We start from the raw sequence: 16272 nt of genomic DNA on the forward strand, positions 1-16272 counted from the left end.
AGGCCGCGCCCGCGGCGCAGCCGCAATCCGATTCAGCAAATCCCGTCAGGACCGCACGAGGCCGAGGCCCGCATCCCCATCAAGGGGTTGCGGGCCTTTCGCATGCCCAGCCCCTCTTCGCCGCCCGTTTTTCCCGCCACGGCGGCGGACAAGAGGGGGCGCCACAGGCCGGAGGGGGCGGCGAGGGCCGCGACCGTAAGAAGCGGCCCGGAAGTAAGCGAGCCGGAGGAGGTCCTTTTCGGAGACAAGTGGGCCAGGAAAGAGCCAGACCGGTCGCATGCGGTCGGCGGCGGGCACGCCGCGAGTAGCGGTCGGCGCCCTTGACGGCGTCACATTCGCTGGCTACCCAGGAGGGAGGGCCCGGTTGGTGCCGGCCCCCTTCTGGAGGTGACGTATGGCGGCTTCGGTGCGGCACGAGACGCGGGCGTTGCTGAGGGCCCACCTGGCGGCCGCCACGTCGTACCGGCATCTGACCCGCCACTGTGCGGTCTGCCACCAGTTGCTGCGGCTGGCCATGGACTCCGCCCCGCACGCCGCGGAGCCCCCCGAGGACGCCACGGAGGACCAAGGCCCCGTCGGCCCGTGACGGTGGGCCCAACCGCCGTTCCCCCAGGGGCCGGTGGAGCGCGAGGCTTCTCTAGCGCACCCGGGGCAGTACAAACAACCCGTGCGGTATGTGACGGGTGTCACCGCATGAGTTTCCGAAACGGCGGTACTTACCCCCTTCCTACAACTGGTCAATTTAATATGTGCAATTGCACCACCCTGTGGACCCCGCCCAGGGCCCCGTCCGGTGCCCGCACAGCGGATCCGACAGTGATCCCCAGACTCCGACAAGGCTGCTCACAGAGGCGCTGGTTAGGGTCGCTCAAGGCCCCATGGACGCACAAAAAAGATCGCGCTGGACCCGGCGGAGTCCAGCGCGATCTACGACGCACCCTGTGTCGCTTGCCTGAGAAGTTCTTGTCGGCCTGGGCGTGGGCCCTGTTGGGGCAGGTCCCGCGTCGCTTGGAGCTAGGGTTTCGGGCGTCTCGGCCAGTTGGGGGACCGGTCGGTTTGCCCGCTATTCAGTTGGATCAGGCTTCGCTGCGCTGCTGCGGGATGCCCGCCAGCAGGGCGCGCACCTCAGCCTCGCGGTAGCGGCGGTGTCCGCCGAGCGTACGGATCGACGTGAGCTTGCCGGCCTTCGCCCACCGCGTGACCGTCTTGGGGTCGACGCGGAACATCGTGGCGACCTCAGCCGGGGTCAGCAGCGGCTCGGCATCAGGGGTGCGAGCGGTCATGAGCGGCCTCCTCGGGAGAACCGAACCTTCTCGGTTCTTTCCTCTAAATTCTGCACCTTGACCCGCGTTGCCCGAAATGGCGGACGCGAGTCGAGTCGGTTATAGGACGAACGGCTTGTCCTCGGCACTACAACTACACCATCTGTCCAGCCGCGTCGGCCAAACCGATGGAATTGCCCTCCCAGGTAGGCATCAGCCGCGGAAGCCGATGGACCATGCCATAGCGGACAGTCACGCCACTGTGACGATCAGTCACAGGACGATCAGGAGTCACCAGACCCCCCAAAGCACGTAATGCTGAGAATCCGCCCACAGTGCACCACACTTGGACGGATGGAGCCCTCCCCGGACTCCTTGTCCTATTTTGGCACGAGGAGTGGCAAGAGGCGCAAGAGCCGTGTAAGTGCTATCCGTCACCCTTGACGCAAAAGCCCGGATCGGGATCCAACGTCCCGTGCGTTCACTGAAGTGCCGTCAACGTACGTTGTTTCATGGCATCTGGGCCGTGACGTACGTCACTCACCGCACACACGTCACGCAGGTGTCATCCGGTTGTAAACGGCACCAGACGCCCCGTCACCTAGTACGGAGCAGTGGGCACCGGCACTCAGTTCGGCCCTCAGTTCGCCGAACGGCGGTCCCGTACGGTCCGCCAGCGCTCCACCAGCCGCCCGTACGCCTCCCCGGCCGCCGCCCCGTCGCCCTGGCGCAGCGCCTCGATGCCGGCCGCCACGTCGGCCGCCGAATGGTCGCCCTCCAGGTCCCCGGCCGGCAGGGTGTGCACGAGACCGCCGTAGTCCAGCTCGACCACCGACCGCGGATGGAACTCCTCCAGCCACCGGCCGACGTCCACCAGGCCGTCGATCAGCGGCCCTTCCTCCACGGTGTCCTTGAGCGTGCGCAGCGCCCGGGCCACCCGGCGCCGGGCCTGCACCATGGGCGTGCGGTAGCGCAGCATCGGCGGGATCTCCGCGGTGCCCTTCTCGTACCGGCGCTCCTCGTCGGAGACCAGCACGAACCAGTTCAGCGGCACCTGCCAGGTCGCGGTGCGGATCCAGGGCCGGCAGTCGGGGTTCCGGACCAGCCAGCGCTCGTAGTCCATCGTGGCCTGCCGGCGCACGACCGGCGGCAGCATCGCGTCCAGGACCGACTTCGGCAGTTCGTCGGAGAGTTCCTGCAGGGCCTGCCAGCCTCGCAGCCGGGTCCGCCAGGGGCAGACGCAGACGACGCCGTCGACCTCCAGGACGAACGCCTCGACGCTCTCCTGCACCGGCACCGCGATCGGCGGGGTGGGCAGCAAGTCGGCCAGGGAGCGCCGGAGTTCGTCCTGGTAGGAGGGGCGCTCCGGACGGCGGGCGTAGCGCGTCCAGTGGTCGCGCTCCCGGGCCGGGAAGGCTGCCAGCGGCTCGTACACACGCAGGTACGTCGCGTAGGGGACGACCACCGAGGACACCTTGGGCACGCCTGCTCCCTCCCCATCGGACCGGGCTCGAAACCAGCGGGACCCACAACGGAGCCGACCGGGGCCGGCCGCGGAAACCACGGCAAATCGTCCCACGCTCATACGTGCACAGACGGCACGGGAGAGTGATCCTGAACACTGCGCGGATGGTGTACGGGCAATGGCTCTACGCTCATGCCAGGCCCCCGCCACCCTTACGGGAGCCCCCGCTTCCACCCGCCGCGACACACGCGACACAACCGGGAGTCACCACAGTGACCGACGTTTCCACCGGCGTCCTGCACACCCTGTTCCACTCGGACCAGGGCGGTCACGAGCAGGTCGTGCTCTGTCAGGACCGCAAGAGCGGCCTCAAGGCCGTCATCGCCATCCACTCCACCGCGCTGGGCCCCGCCCTCGGCGGCACCCGCTTCTACCCGTACGCCAACGAGGAGGAGGCCGTCGCCGACGCCCTCAACCTCGCGCGCGGGATGTCGTACAAGAACGCCATGGCCGGGCTCGACCACGGCGGCGGCAAGGCCGTGATCATCGGAGACCCGGACCGCGACAAGACCGAGGAGCTGCTGCTCGCCTACGGGCGGTTCGTGGCCTCGCTCGGCGGCCGGTACGTCACCGCCTGCGACGTCGGCACGTACGTCGCCGACATGGACGTGGTGGCCCGCGAGTGCCGCTGGACCACCGGCCGCTCCCCCGAGAACGGCGGCGCGGGCGACTCCTCCGTCCTCACCGCGTTCGGCGTCTACCAGGGCATGCGCGCCAGCGCCCAGCACCTGTGGGGCGACCCCTCGCTGCGCGGCCGCACCGTCGGCATCGCGGGCGTCGGCAAGGTCGGCCACCACCTGGTCGAGCACCTCCTGGAGGAGGGCGCCCGGGTGGTCGTCACGGACGTGCGCCGGGAGGCCGTCGGCCGGATCTCAGACCGCCACCCGCAGGTCCAGGTGGCCGCCGACACCGATGCCCTGATCCGCGTCGAGGGCCTCGACATCTACGCCCCCTGCGCGCTCGGCGGCGCCCTGAGCGACGCGTCCGTGCCGGTACTGACGGCCCGGGTGGTGTGCGGCGCGGCCAACAACCAGCTCGCCCACCCGGGCGTCGAGAAGGACCTCGCCGACCGCGGGATCCTCTACGCGCCGGACTACGTGGTGAACGCCGGCGGGGTCATCCAGGTCGCCGACGAGTTGCACGGGTTCGACTTCGACCGGTGCAAGGCGAAGGCGGCGAAGATCTTCGACACCACGCTGGCCATCTTCGCACGTGCGAAGGAGGACGGGATTCCGCCCGCCGCGGCGGCCGACCGGATCGCCGAACAGCGGATGCACGAAGGGGCAACGGTGGGCGGCCACTGATCGAACGCCGGGTTTCCGGACGGATTTCCGGTACCCGTCGGCGGGCACTTGGAGAGAACTCTCACGTTCGTCGGCGGGTCGTCCGCCAGGAAGTGGTTAAAATCGTGGTTGACCAGCGGGGACGGGGCGCCTCGCGGGTCGTGCAGCCAGGCGCGTGGTGCGGGCGACGTACCGTATGGGCGCGGGCTCAGGTACCGTGGAAGCCCTACGGACCGGTCTCTCCGAGGAGAGCCCGTTCCGGACCATGAACGCGTGTCAGACTCTGGGGCCGTCGAGCCCCGTCACCGAGGGGGTCGAGCCATGGGGCGCGGCCGGGCCAAGGCCAAGCAGACGAAGGTCGCCCGCCAGCTGAAGTACAACAGCGGTGGGACTGACCTGTCACGTCTGGCCAGCGAGCTGGGCGCATCGACTTCGAGCCAGCCGCCGAATGGCGAGCCGTTCGAGGACGACGACGAGGATGACGACCCGTACGCCCAGTACGCGGATCTCTACAACGACGACGATGAGGACGAGGACGAGGACGATCAGTCCGGTCCGCACTCCCAGCATCGTCGCGGTGCTTGACGCCGGCGGCTGCTGAGCCGCTTCACTGACCCGGTCCGGGATTTCATCGCCGGACCGGGTTTTGTGCTGGCCTCACGGGCTCCGCCCCGGACCCCGCTCCTCAGAACGCCGGAGGGGCTAGTTCGGCGCGTAGTCGCCCACCAGTTCCGCACCGGTGGTGTGTTCACCGCGCTCGGTGATCTCGCCTGCGACCCAGGCGTCGACCCCGCGGTCGGCCAGTGCGGTCAGCGCCACGTCCACCGATTCCTGCGGGACGATCGCCATCATGCCGACGCCCATGTTGAGCGTCTTCTCCAGTTCGAGCCGCTCGACGTTGCCGGTGCGGCCGACCAGGTCGAAGATCGGACCGGGGGTCCAGGTGGTGCGGTCGACGATCGCATGCAGGTGGTCCGGGATCACCCGGGCCAGGTTCGCGGCGAGGCCGCCGCCGGTGATGTGGCTGAAGGCGTGGACCTCCGCCGTACGCATCAGGGCCAGGCAGTCCAGCGAGTAGATCTTGGTCGGCTCCAGGAGTTCCTCGCCGAGGGTGCGGCCCAGGTCCTCGATGTGCGCGCCGAGGGCGAGGCCCGCCTGGTTCAGCAGCACGTGCCGGACCAGGGAGTACCCGTTCGAGTGAAGCCCGGAGGACGCCATGGCGATCACCGCGTCACCCGTACGGATACGATCCGCGCCGAGCAGCCGGTCGGCCTCCACCACGCCCGTACCGGCGCCGGCGACGTCGAAGTCGTCCGCGCCGAGCAGGCCCGGGTGCTCGGCCGTCTCGCCGCCCACCAGGGCGCAGCCGGCCAGCACACAGCCCTCGGCGATGCCCTTGACGATCGCGGCGACCCGCTCCGGGTGGACCTTGCCGACGCAGATGTAGTCGGTCATGAACAGCGGCTCGGCACCGCACACCACGATGTCGTCCATGACCATGGCGACCAGGTCGTGGCCGATGGTGTCGTACACGCCCAGCTGCCGCGCGATGTCGACCTTGGTGCCCACGCCGTCCGTCGCGGAGGCCAGCAGCGGGCGCTCGTAGTTCTTCAGGGCGGAGGCGTCGAAGAGGCCGGCGAAGCCGCCGAGGCCGCCGAGGACCTCGGGGCGCTGCGTCTTCTTCACCCACTCCTTCATCAGCTCCACGGCGCGGTCGCCCGCTTCGATGTCGACGCCGGCAGCCGCGTAGGAAGCACCGGAGGACTGACTCTCAGACATTGCCTGGGATCTTTCGGGTTGGTTTCTACGAGGCTTACGGGCGACGGATCGCGTCGGCCGCGGCCGTGGCTGCCGGACCGGCCGCCAGTTCGGTCTCCAGGAGCTGCTTGCCGAGCAGCTCGGGGTCCGGGAGCTCCATCGGGTACTCGCCGTCGAAGCAGGCGCGGCACAGGTTCGGCTTGGCGATGGTGGTCGCCTCGATCATGCCGTCGATGGAGATGTACGCCAGGGAGTCGGCGCCGAGCGAGGTGCCGATCTCCTCGATGGTCATGCCGTTGGCGATGAGCTCGGCGCGGGTGGCGAAGTCGATGCCGAAGAAGCACGGCCACTTCACCGGCGGCGAGGAGATCCGGATGTGGACCTCGGCCGCACCCGCCTCCCGCAGCATCCGCACCAGCGCGCGCTGGGTGTTGCCGCGGACGATGGAGTCGTCGACGACGACCAGGCGCTTGCCCTTGATGACTTCCTTGAGCGGGTTCAGCTTCAGGCGGATGCCGAGCTGCCGGATGGTCTGCGAGGGCTGGATGAAGGTCCGGCCGACGTAGGCGTTCTTGACCAGACCGTTGCCGAAGGGGATGCCGGAGGCCTCCGCGTAGCCGATGGCGGCCGGGGTGCCGGACTCCGGGGTCGCTATGACCATGTCGGCGTCGACCGGGGCTTCCGCGGCGAGCTTCCGCCCCATCTCCACGCGGGAGAGGTAGACGTTCCGCCCGGCGATGTCGGTGTCGGGGCGGGCCAGGTACACGTACTCGAAGACGCAGCCCTTGGGCTTCGCGTCCGCGAATCGCGAGGTGCGCAGGCCGTTCTCGTCGATGGCGACGAACTCGCCCGGCTCGATCTCGCGGACGAAGCTGGCGCCGCAGATGTCGAGCGCGGCGGACTCCGAGGCGACGACCCAGCCGCGCTCCAGGCGGCCGAGGACGAGCGGGCGGATGCCCTGCGGGTCGCGGGCGGCGTAGAGGGTGTGCTCGTCCATGAAGACGAGGGAGAAGGCGCCCCGGACCTTCGGCAGGACCGCGTGCGCGGCCTCCTCGATGGTCAGCGGCTTGCCGTCCTCGTCGGTCTGGGCCGCGAGGAGGGCGGTGAGCAGGTCGGTGTCGTTGGTGGCCGCGACCCGGGTGGACCGTCCGTTGTGGTCCTTGGGGAGTTCGGCGACCATCTCGGCGAGCTGCGCCGTGTTGACGAGGTTGCCGTTGTGGCCGAGCGCGATCGAACCGTGCGCGGTGGCGCGGAACGTCGGCTGGGCGTTCTCCCACACGGACGCACCGGTGGTCGAGTAGCGGGCGTGACCGACCGCGATATGACCCTGGAGCGAACCGAGCGAGGTCTCGTCGAAGACCTGGGAGACGAGGCCCATGTCCTTGAAGACGAGGATCTGGGAGCCGTTGCTGACCGCGATACCCGCGGACTCCTGGCCCCGATGCTGGAGGGCGTACAGCCCGAAGTACGTGAGCTTGGCGACCTCTTCACCGGGAGCCCAGACACCGAAGACGCCGCAAGCGTCCTGGGGGCCCTTCTCACCGGGGAGCAGATCGTGATTGAGGAGACCGTCACCACGTGGCACGGCACCGAGTGTAGGCGAGATCGACCACTGGTCCGAATTGGGGATACACGGCCGTAATGGATCTACGATCGCGGACGCCGTTGTGGCTTTCTCCATTTCCGCAGGTCAGCGAGGTAGGAGGTTTCTCCAGACGGCTCCGGTTCGGGCTGACCGGTGCCCGCGCAACCCCCTCACACCGTATCTCTGAGTGAGGTGTCGCACATCATTCGGGGGGCCACGGCCCGGGTCGCGGTCACGTCCTGGACAGCTGGACGCGGTCGCCGCCGCTTGCGGTGAGGGTGAGTTTCCCGCCCTCACCCGTCATGGTCAGCGGTCCGGAGGTGAGCGTGCGGGAGAGGGTGCGCTCGAAGGTCATCCGCGCGTCGTCGCAGGCCATCCGCGTGGTGCGGACGTGGCTCAGCCGGATCTGGTCGCCGGTGATCTGCGCCGTGCCGCTGAACCGGTTGCACCCGAGGCTGCCGGCCGCCCGGCCGTCCTCGATCCTCACGTGGGCGGGCGCCGGGGCGCGGTGGGTGGTGCCGTCGGCGGTCACGCTGTCGACGGTCCAGTCGATCCCGGTCACGGACGGCCCAGTCCCCACGGTTCCGCCTCTCTCACTGCCGCAGGCCACCGCGAGCAGAGCGATCAGGCCGGCGGCCACCGCCCTCGCCGGGGTCATACGGCGCATGCGCTGTTTCAACCCGTACCCGTACATACCGTTTCGACGGCACGCACCGGGTGATCGGTTCCCTCATCCCATGACGGGCAGGTACGCCCCGAGGTCCGCCCGCTCCCCGCTGGCGCTGACCCTGGCGTCCGCCACGGCCGCCTTCCACGCCAGCCGCCCCGTGGCCAGCCGGATCCAGGTCAGCGGGTCGGTCTCGACGACGTTCGGCGGGGTCCCCCGGGTGTGCCGGGGCCCTTCGACGCACTGCACCACGGCGTACGGCGGCACCCGCACCTCGGTCGACCCGCCGGGCGCCTTGACCGCGAGCGTGTCGGCGAGCAGCCGGGTGCAGGCGGCCAGGGCCTGCCGGTCGTAGGGGATGTCGAGCCCCGGGACCGCCGCGGCGAGGTCGTCGGTGTGGACGACCAGCTCGACGGTCCGGGTGACGAGGTAGTCGTCGAGGGAGAGCGCGCCGGCGCTGGTGGCGAGCAGCCGGGTGCCGGGGTGCGCGTCGAGCAGGGTGCGGAGGCTGGCGTCGACGTCGGCGAGGTAGGCGTCGAGGTCGGGGTGGTCGGCCGCGAGGCACCGGGTGAAGTCGGCGATGGCGGCGGAGTTGCCGGAGGTCCCGAACGGCCAGTCGAGCAGCACCGCGTCGGCCTTCGCCGGCTCGGGCTGGTCCAGGGCCCGGTGGACGGCGGTGACCGCCATGCCGATGTGGGCGACGAGGTCCCGTACGGTCCACCCCTCCAGCCGGGTGGGGAGCGCGAGCTGCTCGGGGGTGAGGGTGCGGACGGCGTCCCGCACGTTCGAGAGCTGGGCGAGAACCGCCGTACGGGTCCTGGCCGCGTCGTAACTGCGGGCGCGCTTCTTGGCCTGGGGCATGGCGGTGAGCCTATTCATCGGCGTTCAGCGGCGCAGCTTCACGGCCAGCGAGTAGAAGCGCGTGATCTGGGTTTCGCTGTCGTTGTCGTCGGAGACCAGGTAGAGCGGGTGCCAGCCCTTGTACCTGCCGGATGTCCAGGGGGCGCCGAGGGCCATGCCCTCCACGTTGTCGAGGAGGGGGTGCTGCGGGTTCGAGGCCGGGACGGCGACCGCGCCGGGGCCGCCCGCCGGGCAGGTCGCCATGTCGACGACCAGTTCGTCGGCGGCGTAGATGTTGGCGGACTGGTGCCACAGGGAGTTCAGCTTCGTGACGTCCTGGGCGTGGGCGAGGGAGAGCTGGACGATCCGGATCTCCGAGCCGAGACCGGCGACGTACTGGCGTTCCAGCGCGAGGAGGTCGCCGTTGTCGTCGATGGCGGTCAGCTCGGACAGGTACATGCCGTCGTCGACGAGGAACGCGTACTGCCCGTCCGGGGTGTAGTCGCCGCCGGGTGTTCCGGTGTAGCGCTGGATGCGGATGATGCCCCGGCCGCGGGTGTCGCCGTCGTCGGCCAGCGGTCCCTCCCAGCCGGCATAGAGGTGGCGGCCGTCCGGGGAGACGGCGAGGGACTCGATGCTGCGGCCGGTCTGCGCGGAACCGTCGGGCGCGTAGCGCAGCTTCTTCGGGATGGGGAAGTCCTTGCCGACCTGCCGGCCGGTGGCGACGTCGAAGCGGCGGATGGCCGGGCCGGTCTCGGAGGAGACCAGCATGGTCTTGCCGCCCTGCTCGATGACCATGCCCTCGCCGTCGTACCAGTCGCCGTCGATCGGGAACTTCGTGCCGTCCGCGCGGCGCAGCGGCACGGCCGTGCCGGCGCTGGGGCTGAGCTCGAACGGGGACCCGAGGATGACGGGCCAGACCCGGCCGGGCGCGTTGTCGGCGAGCGCGAGCGCCTTGACGTCCTTGCCCTGCGAGACGAGGGCCAGGGCGGACAGGCCGTAGATGTCCTCGTAGTCGACGCTCTTCTTGTTCAGCGCGTCGGAGTGGTCGAGCAGTACGGCGCGGGGCGCCGCCGGATCGTGCGGCGAGGGGGCCGCGCAGGGGCCGGCTGCGGCGGCCGGGTGGGTGTCGTGCCACCAGTGGACCAGAGGCGGGGCGCCCAGTCCGAGGGCGAGACCGAGGGCGGCGGCGGTCGCGGAGAGAACGGGAGTGCGGATGCGCTGCCAGCGGGTGGGAGGCGGCAGGGGGACCTGGAGGGGCCACCGGGGCCCTTTGGCGACGTTGCGGACGAAGTCGAGGCCGCCGACGCCGTTGTGGTCCTCGTCCTGCGGTTCCTGCGGGACCTCGGGCTTGAGGGTGTGGATACGTCTCCTGGCCTCCAGGAAGAGGTCGCGCAGGCCGAGCATCTCCGGGCCGTCCGGCAGGCCCTGGCGCATGACGTCGACGAGGGCACCGGTGAACAGGGTGCAGCGCTTGGGGTCGGGGGCGTGGGAGGGACGGTCGCGCGGGGCGGAGGTCATGACGTACGCCCCCTCGACGTCCCGCAGCGTCGACACGGCCACCTGGACGTCCTGGCCGTGGCCGTCCGTCATCTCCGTCAGCACATGGCCGCTGAAGCAGCAGTCGAGGATCAGGACCCGGCGCAGCGCGGAACCCGTGTCGCGGATGGCGCGGCGGACGTCGCCGGAGCGGACACAGGTGTCCGGCTGGTCCTCGACCGAGTCCGGCAGGGTGAGCAGCAGCTGCCGTTCGTGGCGGTCGATGAGCCCGTGACCGGCGTAGTAGACGATCAGCGTGTCCTCGGCGAGCGCGGCGGCCTCGCGGATCGGGCCGACCAGCTCGGCCGGGGAGGCCGGGTTGGCGACCGTACGGATCCGCTTCCGTTCGTCGTCGGGGATGCCCCAGATGTCCGGGTCGGTGAGCGCGGCGCGCAGCTCCTTGAGGTTGAGCTTGACGCTGCGCAACGGGTCCAGGTGGGTGTAGTCGTCCACGCCGATCAGGACGCAGGCGGAGCGCTCCGGGTCGATCCGGCCGAAACTCTCGACGGACGTGGTGTCCGTCACTGCGGCTCTCCGTCCGCGTCGTCGGCCTCCGCGAACCTGCGCATGAGGTCCGCCACCTGGTCGGGATCGCCGGTGATCTCGACGCTGACCCGGCTGCGCGGCCGGTGGCTGCGCCGCCAGGCCAGATACGACAGGTGGAGCTGGCCCACGCTGCTCACGGTGGACAGCACCGCGAGGACGGCGTCCAGGCCGGGGCCCATCCGGCCGGCGCCCGCACCGGCTTCCGCGACCCGGGTCACCCGGACCTGGCCGCGCAGGGCGCGGTCGGCCGCCAACCAGTCGTACAGGGAAAGCAGTTCGTCCTCGCGGGCGGATCCCGACGCTTCGAACCTGATCTCCATCCGGCTGCTCCCCCAGCTCGCTCACGGATGTGCCACCCCTCCAACTACCCCATGTGCATCGGCAGTTGGCAAGTCACTTTTCCGGAGGGAAGCGGTGGGGAGCCCGCGCCCGAAGAGGCGTCTCCACTCCTTCACCGCATATCCCCGCGGGCCATCCGTCAGTCTGGGTTGACACGCGGCGCCACGTCAATCCAGACTGACACACATGAACGCAGGAGATCTCTCAGAACGTCTCAGGTCGCACGACCCCGCGGTGGGACTACGGGCCGTGGGTGCCCTGCACCGACTGGCCGAGCAGGTCGAGGCGGCGGCCGTGGTGCGCGCACGGGAACAGGGATGGTCCTGGGAGCAGATCGGGGACGCCCTGGGCGTGTCCCGGCAGTCCGTCCACGCCAAGTACGGGAAGTGAGACGACCATGTTCGAACAGTTCGCGGCAGAGGCCCGGGCGACCGTCGCGTCGGCGCTCGAGGAGACAACGCTGCGCGGCGACCGCCGCATCGGCACCGAGCACCTCCTGCTGGGAGTGCTCCACGATCCCGGCGCGGTCCGCGCCCTCGGCACCGACCTGGAGACCGCCCGCGCCGCCCTCGACGCCCTCGACCGGTCCGCGCTGGCCGTGGTCGGCATCGACGTCCGGGGGATCGATCGGGCCCCGATCCCCGCGTCACGCAAGCGCACGCCCTTCACATCGGGCGCCCGCGCCGTCCTCCCCCGCGCCCTGGCCGAGACGAAGAAGGCCCACAGCCGCCGCATCACCCCGGACCACCTGCTGCTGGCCCTCCTCGACTGCAAGCGACCGGACCCCGCGGCAGAACTCCTGACCGAACTCGGCATCGACCGCACCGCGGTCCGCGCCCGCCTGAGGCAGCCGGGGCGCTGAGACCGGGGTGGTCAGGGGGCGGGGTCGGAAGCCGGGGTGATCACCCGTGAGTGTGATCAGCTGCCGAACCAGCCCCGCACCGCCGGAGCCTGGCAACACTGGTCTTCGCCTGGAAGGGGGTGCAGCATGACGGTTATGGCCGAGCGCACGTCTCAGATGTCGGTGGAGGAGTTCGAAACGATCGCCTCCGCCGCCCCCGAGACCGTCACGTTGGAGTTCATCGACGGACGGATCGGAGTCAAGAAGGTGACGGACGGGGACCACGACACCATCGTGTCCTGGCTGGCCCGGCGCTGTATGCAGACTAGGCCCGACCTAGACCTGTACTACGGCCGAGGGCTCCGGGTGGAGGCCTACCGAGAAGGCAGGGCGAGGCCGGATGCAGTACTCGCGCCGGAGGCCCACTTCGCGGGATACGGCGAATGGGCCGACCCGGACGGCGCGCTCATGGTCGTCGAGATCACCTCGTACGACTCGGACACGGACCGACGGGACCGGCATGAGAAGCCGACCGCGTACGGTCAGGCCGGGATCCCCCTGTACCTCCTGATCGACCGGGACTCCTGCACGGTCACGGTGCACAGCGGCCCGGACCGGCAGGTCGGCGGCTACCGCACCGTCCAGACCTCGAAGTTCGGCGAGAAGGTGTCTGTGCCAGGTCCCATGAACATCGAGCTGGACACGGAGATCCTCAAGAACTACGTCCGCTGAGCCCAGAAGGCCCCGCCCGGAAGCATCCGGGCGGGGCCTTCGTCGTCGTGCGGCCGGTCAGGCCAGGAGTGCCTCGATCGTGCCCTCGTGCGCCTCGCGCAGTTCGGACAGGGTGAGGCTGAACTCGCCCTGGATCTCCACCGCGTCGCCGTCCACGACGCCGATGCGGGTCGCCGGGAGGCCCCGGGCGCCGCACATGTCGTTGAAGCGGACCTCCTCCGAGCGCGGGACGGCCACGACGGCGCGGCCGGCCGACTCGGAGAGGAGGAAGGTGAAGGCGTCGAGGCCGTCGGGGACGACCAGGCGTGCGCCCTTGCCGCCGAGCAGCGCCGACTCGACCACGGCTTGGACGAGGCCGCCGTCGGACAGGTCGTGCGCGGAGTCGATCATGCCGTCGCGGGAGGCGGAGATCAGGATCTCGGCCAGCAGGCGCTCGCGCTCCAGGTCCACCTTCGGGGGCAGCCCGCCCAGGTGGTCGTGGACGACCTGGGACCAGGCCGAGCCGCCGAACTCCGCACGCGTGTCGCCGAGGAGGTAGAGCAGCTGGCCCTCCTCCTGGAACGCGACCGGCGTGCGGCGGGCCACGTCGTCGATCACGCCGAGGACGGCGACCACCGGGGTCGGGTGGATGGCCGCCTCGCCCGTCTGGTTGTAGAGGGATACGTTGCCGCCGGTCACCGGGGTGCCGAGCTGCTGGCAGGCGTCGGCGAGACCGCGGATGGCCTCCGCGAACTGCCACATCACCGCCGGGTCCTCGGGCGAGCCGAAGTTCAGGCAGTCGGAGACGGCCAGCGGCTTGGCGCCGGTGGTCGCCACGTTCCGGTAGGCCTCCGAGAGCGCCAGCTGGGCGCCCGCGTACGGGTCGAGCTTGGCGTACCGTCCGTTGCCGTCGGTGGCGATGGCGACGCCGAGGCCGGTGGCCTCGTCGATGCGGATCATGCCCGAGTCCTCGGGCTGGGCCAGCACCGTGTTGCCCTGCACGAAGTGGTCGTACTGGGAGGTGATCCACTTCTTGGAGGCCTGGTTCGGGGAGCCGACCAGCTTCAGGACCTGCTGCTTCAGCTCCTCCGCCGTCGCGGGGCGCGGCAGCTCGTTCGCGTCGTCCGCCTGGAGGGCGTCCTGCCAGGACGGGCGGGCGTACGGGCGCTCGTAGACCGGGCCGTCGTGGGCGACGGTGCGCGGGTCGACGTCGACGATCTTCTCGCCGTGCCAGAAGATCTCCAGGCGGTCGCCGTCGGTCACCTCGCCGATGACGGTGGCGATGACGTCCCACTTCTCGCAGATCTCCAGGAAGCGGGCGACCTTGGCCGGCTCGACCACCGCGCACATGCGTTCCTGCGACTCGCTCATGAGGATTTCCTCGGGCGAGAGGGTGGAGTCGCGCAGCGGGACGTCGTCCAGGGTGACGGTCATGCCGCCGGAGCCGTTCGAGGCGAGCTCGGAGGTGGCGCAGGACAGGCCGGCCGCACCGAGATCCTGGATGCCGACGACCAGCTTCTCCCGGAAGGCCTCCAGGGTGCACTCGATGAGGAGCTTCTCCTGGAAGGGGTCGCCGACCTGGACCGCGGGGCGCTTGGAGGGCTTCGCGTCGTCGAAGGTCTCCGAGGCCAGGATCGACGCGCCGCCGATGCCGTCGCCGCCGGTCCGGGCGCCGTACAGGATGACCTGGTTGCCCGCGCCGGAGGCCTTGGCGAGGTGGATGTCCTCGTGCCGCATGACGCCGATGGCACCGGCGTTGACCAGCGGGTTGCCCTGGTAGCAGGCGTCGAAGACGACCTCGCCGCCGATGTTGGGCAGGCCCAGGCAGTTGCCGTAGCCACCGATGCCGGCGACGACGCCGGGCAGGACGCGCTTGGTGTCGGGGTGGTCGGCGGCGCCGAAGCGCAGCGGGTCGACCACGGCCACCGGACGCGCGCCCATCGCGATGATGTCGCGGACGATGCCGCCGACGCCCGTCGCCGCGCCCTGGTAGGGCTCGACGTAGGAGGGGTGGTTGTGGGACTCGACCTTGAAGGTCACGGCGTAGCCCTGGCCGACGTCGACCACGCCCGCGTTCTCGCCGATGCCGACGAGCAGGGCGTCCGACTGGGGCGCCTTCTCGCCGAACTGGCGGAGGTGGACCTTGGAGGACTTGTACGAGCAGTGCTCGGACCACATGACCGAGTACATGGCGAGCTCGGCGCCGGTCGGGCGGCGGCCGAGGATCTCCACCACCCGCTCGTACTCGTCCTTCTTCAGGCCGAGTTCGGCCCAGGGCAGCTCGACGTCGGGGGTCGCGGCCGCGTGCTCGACCGTGTCCAGAGGCGTCCGGCTCATGCGTTGACCAGCTTCTTGAGGATCGAGGTGAAGAAGGGGAGGCCGTCGGTGCGGCCGGAACCGATGAGGGGCTCGACCGCGTGTTCGGGGTGCGGCATGAGGCCCACGACGTTGCCGGCCTCGTTGGTGATGCCGGCGATGTCGCGCAGCGAACCGTTCGGATTGAAGTCCAGGTAACGGAACACGACCCGGCCCTCCGCCTCCAGCTGGTCGAGCGTGTACTCGTCGGCGACGTACCGGCCGTCCATGTTCTTCAGCGGGATGTGGATCTCCTGGCCCTCGCGGTAGTCGCTGGTCCAGGCCGTGCCCGCGTTCTCCACCCGCAGCTTCTGGTCGCGGCAGATGAAGTGGAGGTGGTCGTTGCCCAGCATTCCGCCCGGGAGCAGGTGCGCCTCGGTGAGGATCTGGAAGCCGTTGCAGATACCGAGGACCGGCAGCCCGGCCTTCGCCTGCTCGATGACCGTCTCCATCACCGGCGAGAAGCGGGAGATGGCGCCGGCCCGCAGATAGTCGCCGTAGGAGAAACCACCGGGAAGGACGACCGCGTCGACCTGGTGGAGGTCCTTGTCCTTGTGCCAGAGGGCGACCGGTTCCGCGCCCGCGAGACGGATCGCGCGCTGGGTGTCACGGTCGTCGAGGCTTCCCGGGAAAGTGACGACGCCAATACGAGCGGTCACTTCGCCGCCTCCGCGACTTCGTCGACACGAACCGTGAAGTCCTCGATCACGGTGTTGGCGAGGAAGGATTCCGCAAGATCGTGGATGCGGGCGAGCGCGGCCTCGTCGACCGGTCCGTCAACTTCCAGTTCGAATCGCTTTCCCTGACGTACATCGGAGATGCCTTCGAAACCCAGGCGCGGCAGCGCACGCTGGACCGCCTGGCCCTGGGGGTCGAGGATCTCCGGCTTGAGCATGACGTCGACTACGACGCGTGCCACTGGCACTCCCGGTGTGTGGTGCTGAGCTGGTTCCTTCAGACTACCCGCACGAAATTTCTACGCGGGTAGAGTTGTAGGAAACTACGTGAGCCGCATCACGAT

General features: G+C 70.0%; 17 protein-coding genes. 6 read left to right on the top strand and 11 right to left on the bottom strand.

Going from position 1 to position 16272, the window contains the following annotated elements:
* Positions 1-394: 394 nt before the first annotated feature.
* Positions 395-586 carry a DUF6274 family protein gene (locus tag ACZ4UV_RS24925; RefSeq protein ID WP_351485509.1) on the top strand — a complete coding sequence of 64 codons (192 nt, stop codon included), beginning with the start codon at positions 395-397 and terminating at the stop codon, positions 584-586.
* Positions 587-1076: 490 nt separating this feature from the next.
* Here ACZ4UV_RS24925 and bldC read toward each other — a convergent pair whose 3' ends face one another.
* Positions 1077-1283: a developmental transcriptional regulator BldC gene (gene bldC, locus ACZ4UV_RS24930; RefSeq protein WP_003949541.1), complete on the bottom strand. Its 207-nt coding sequence runs from the start codon at positions 1281-1283 to the stop codon at positions 1077-1079.
* A gap of 619 nt (positions 1284-1902) precedes the next feature.
* On the bottom strand, positions 1903-2745 hold the full coding sequence (locus tag ACZ4UV_RS24935; protein ID WP_467840796.1) for a DUF8083 family protein: 843 nt from the start codon (positions 2743-2745) through the stop codon (positions 1903-1905).
* 254 nt (positions 2746-2999) lie between these two features.
* Here ACZ4UV_RS24935 and ACZ4UV_RS24940 point away from each other — a divergent pair, with 254 nt between their 5' ends.
* Together ACZ4UV_RS24940 and ACZ4UV_RS24945 are read left to right on the top strand one after the other, a co-directional pair.
* Positions 3000-4091, top strand: coding sequence for a Leu/Phe/Val dehydrogenase (locus tag ACZ4UV_RS24940; protein ID WP_451018072.1), 1092 nt, complete (start codon positions 3000-3002; stop codon positions 4089-4091).
* A gap of 300 nt (positions 4092-4391) precedes the next feature.
* The gene (locus tag ACZ4UV_RS24945) at positions 4392-4655 is read left to right on the top strand and encodes a DUF3073 domain-containing protein (RefSeq protein WP_046733692.1); all 264 of its coding nucleotides are present in this window, start codon (positions 4392-4394) and stop codon (positions 4653-4655) included.
* A 117-nt stretch (positions 4656-4772) separates the two neighbouring features.
* Here ACZ4UV_RS24945 and purM read toward each other — a convergent pair whose 3' ends face one another.
* The 6 genes from purM to ACZ4UV_RS24975 form a co-directional block, all read right to left on the bottom strand.
* A complete protein-coding gene (purM, locus tag ACZ4UV_RS24950; protein ID WP_451018071.1) occupies positions 4773-5849 on the bottom strand; it encodes a phosphoribosylformylglycinamidine cyclo-ligase in 1077 nt (358 codons plus the stop codon).
* A gap of 34 nt (positions 5850-5883) precedes the next feature.
* On the bottom strand, positions 5884-7413 hold the full coding sequence (purF, locus tag ACZ4UV_RS24955) for an amidophosphoribosyltransferase (RefSeq protein ID WP_390043589.1): 1530 nt from the start codon (positions 7411-7413) through the stop codon (positions 5884-5886).
* A 232-nt stretch (positions 7414-7645) separates the two neighbouring features.
* Positions 7646-8080, bottom strand: a complete 435-nt coding sequence (locus ACZ4UV_RS24960) for an META domain-containing protein (RefSeq protein ID WP_390043591.1) — start codon at positions 8078-8080, stop codon at positions 7646-7648.
* Between the two features lie 63 nt (positions 8081-8143).
* Positions 8144-8941 carry a maleylpyruvate isomerase family mycothiol-dependent enzyme gene (locus ACZ4UV_RS24965; RefSeq protein ID WP_467840802.1) on the bottom strand — a complete coding sequence of 266 codons (798 nt, stop codon included), beginning with the start codon at positions 8939-8941 and terminating at the stop codon, positions 8144-8146.
* A 24-nt stretch (positions 8942-8965) separates the two neighbouring features.
* The gene (locus tag ACZ4UV_RS24970) at positions 8966-10984 is read right to left on the bottom strand and encodes a caspase, EACC1-associated type (RefSeq protein ID WP_467840805.1); all 2019 of its coding nucleotides are present in this window, start codon (positions 10982-10984) and stop codon (positions 8966-8968) included.
* Positions 10981-11325, bottom strand: coding sequence for an effector-associated constant component EACC1 (locus ACZ4UV_RS24975; RefSeq protein ID WP_390043597.1), 345 nt, complete (start codon positions 11323-11325; stop codon positions 10981-10983). The genes ACZ4UV_RS24970 and ACZ4UV_RS24975 overlap by 4 nt, the downstream gene beginning before the upstream one ends.
* Positions 11326-11530: 205 nt before the next feature.
* Here ACZ4UV_RS24975 and ACZ4UV_RS24980 point away from each other — a divergent pair, with 205 nt between their 5' ends.
* From ACZ4UV_RS24980 to ACZ4UV_RS24990, 3 genes are all read left to right on the top strand, one after another.
* Positions 11531-11734, top strand: coding sequence for a helix-turn-helix domain-containing protein (locus ACZ4UV_RS24980; protein WP_351485525.1), 204 nt, complete (start codon positions 11531-11533; stop codon positions 11732-11734).
* Positions 11735-11741: 7 nt separating this feature from the next.
* Positions 11742-12206 (top strand): Clp protease N-terminal domain-containing protein, encoded by a 465-nt coding sequence (locus ACZ4UV_RS24985; protein WP_451018068.1) that lies wholly within the window; start codon positions 11742-11744, stop codon positions 12204-12206.
* Between the two features lie 126 nt (positions 12207-12332).
* Positions 12333-12917, top strand: coding sequence for a Uma2 family endonuclease (locus ACZ4UV_RS24990; protein ID WP_451018067.1), 585 nt, complete (start codon positions 12333-12335; stop codon positions 12915-12917).
* Positions 12918-12974: 57 nt separating this feature from the next.
* Here the strand turns inward: ACZ4UV_RS24990 and purL are convergent, their stop codons facing one another.
* The 3 genes from purL to purS are packed head-to-tail and all read right to left on the bottom strand — an operon-like array spanning position 12975 to position 16170.
* On the bottom strand, positions 12975-15233 hold the full coding sequence (purL, locus tag ACZ4UV_RS24995; protein ID WP_451018066.1) for a phosphoribosylformylglycinamidine synthase subunit PurL: 2259 nt from the start codon (positions 15231-15233) through the stop codon (positions 12975-12977).
* Positions 15230-15910, bottom strand: coding sequence for a phosphoribosylformylglycinamidine synthase subunit PurQ (gene purQ / locus ACZ4UV_RS25000; protein WP_390043605.1), 681 nt, complete (start codon positions 15908-15910; stop codon positions 15230-15232). The genes purL and purQ overlap by 4 nt, the downstream gene beginning before the upstream one ends.
* Positions 15907-16170: a phosphoribosylformylglycinamidine synthase subunit PurS gene (gene purS, locus ACZ4UV_RS25005; protein WP_093501106.1), complete on the bottom strand. Its 264-nt coding sequence runs from the start codon at positions 16168-16170 to the stop codon at positions 15907-15909. The genes purQ and purS overlap by 4 nt, the downstream gene beginning before the upstream one ends.
* Between the last annotated feature and the right edge of the window lie 102 nt (positions 16171-16272).

Source organism: Streptomyces sp. NPDC028289, from assembly GCF_055565975.1.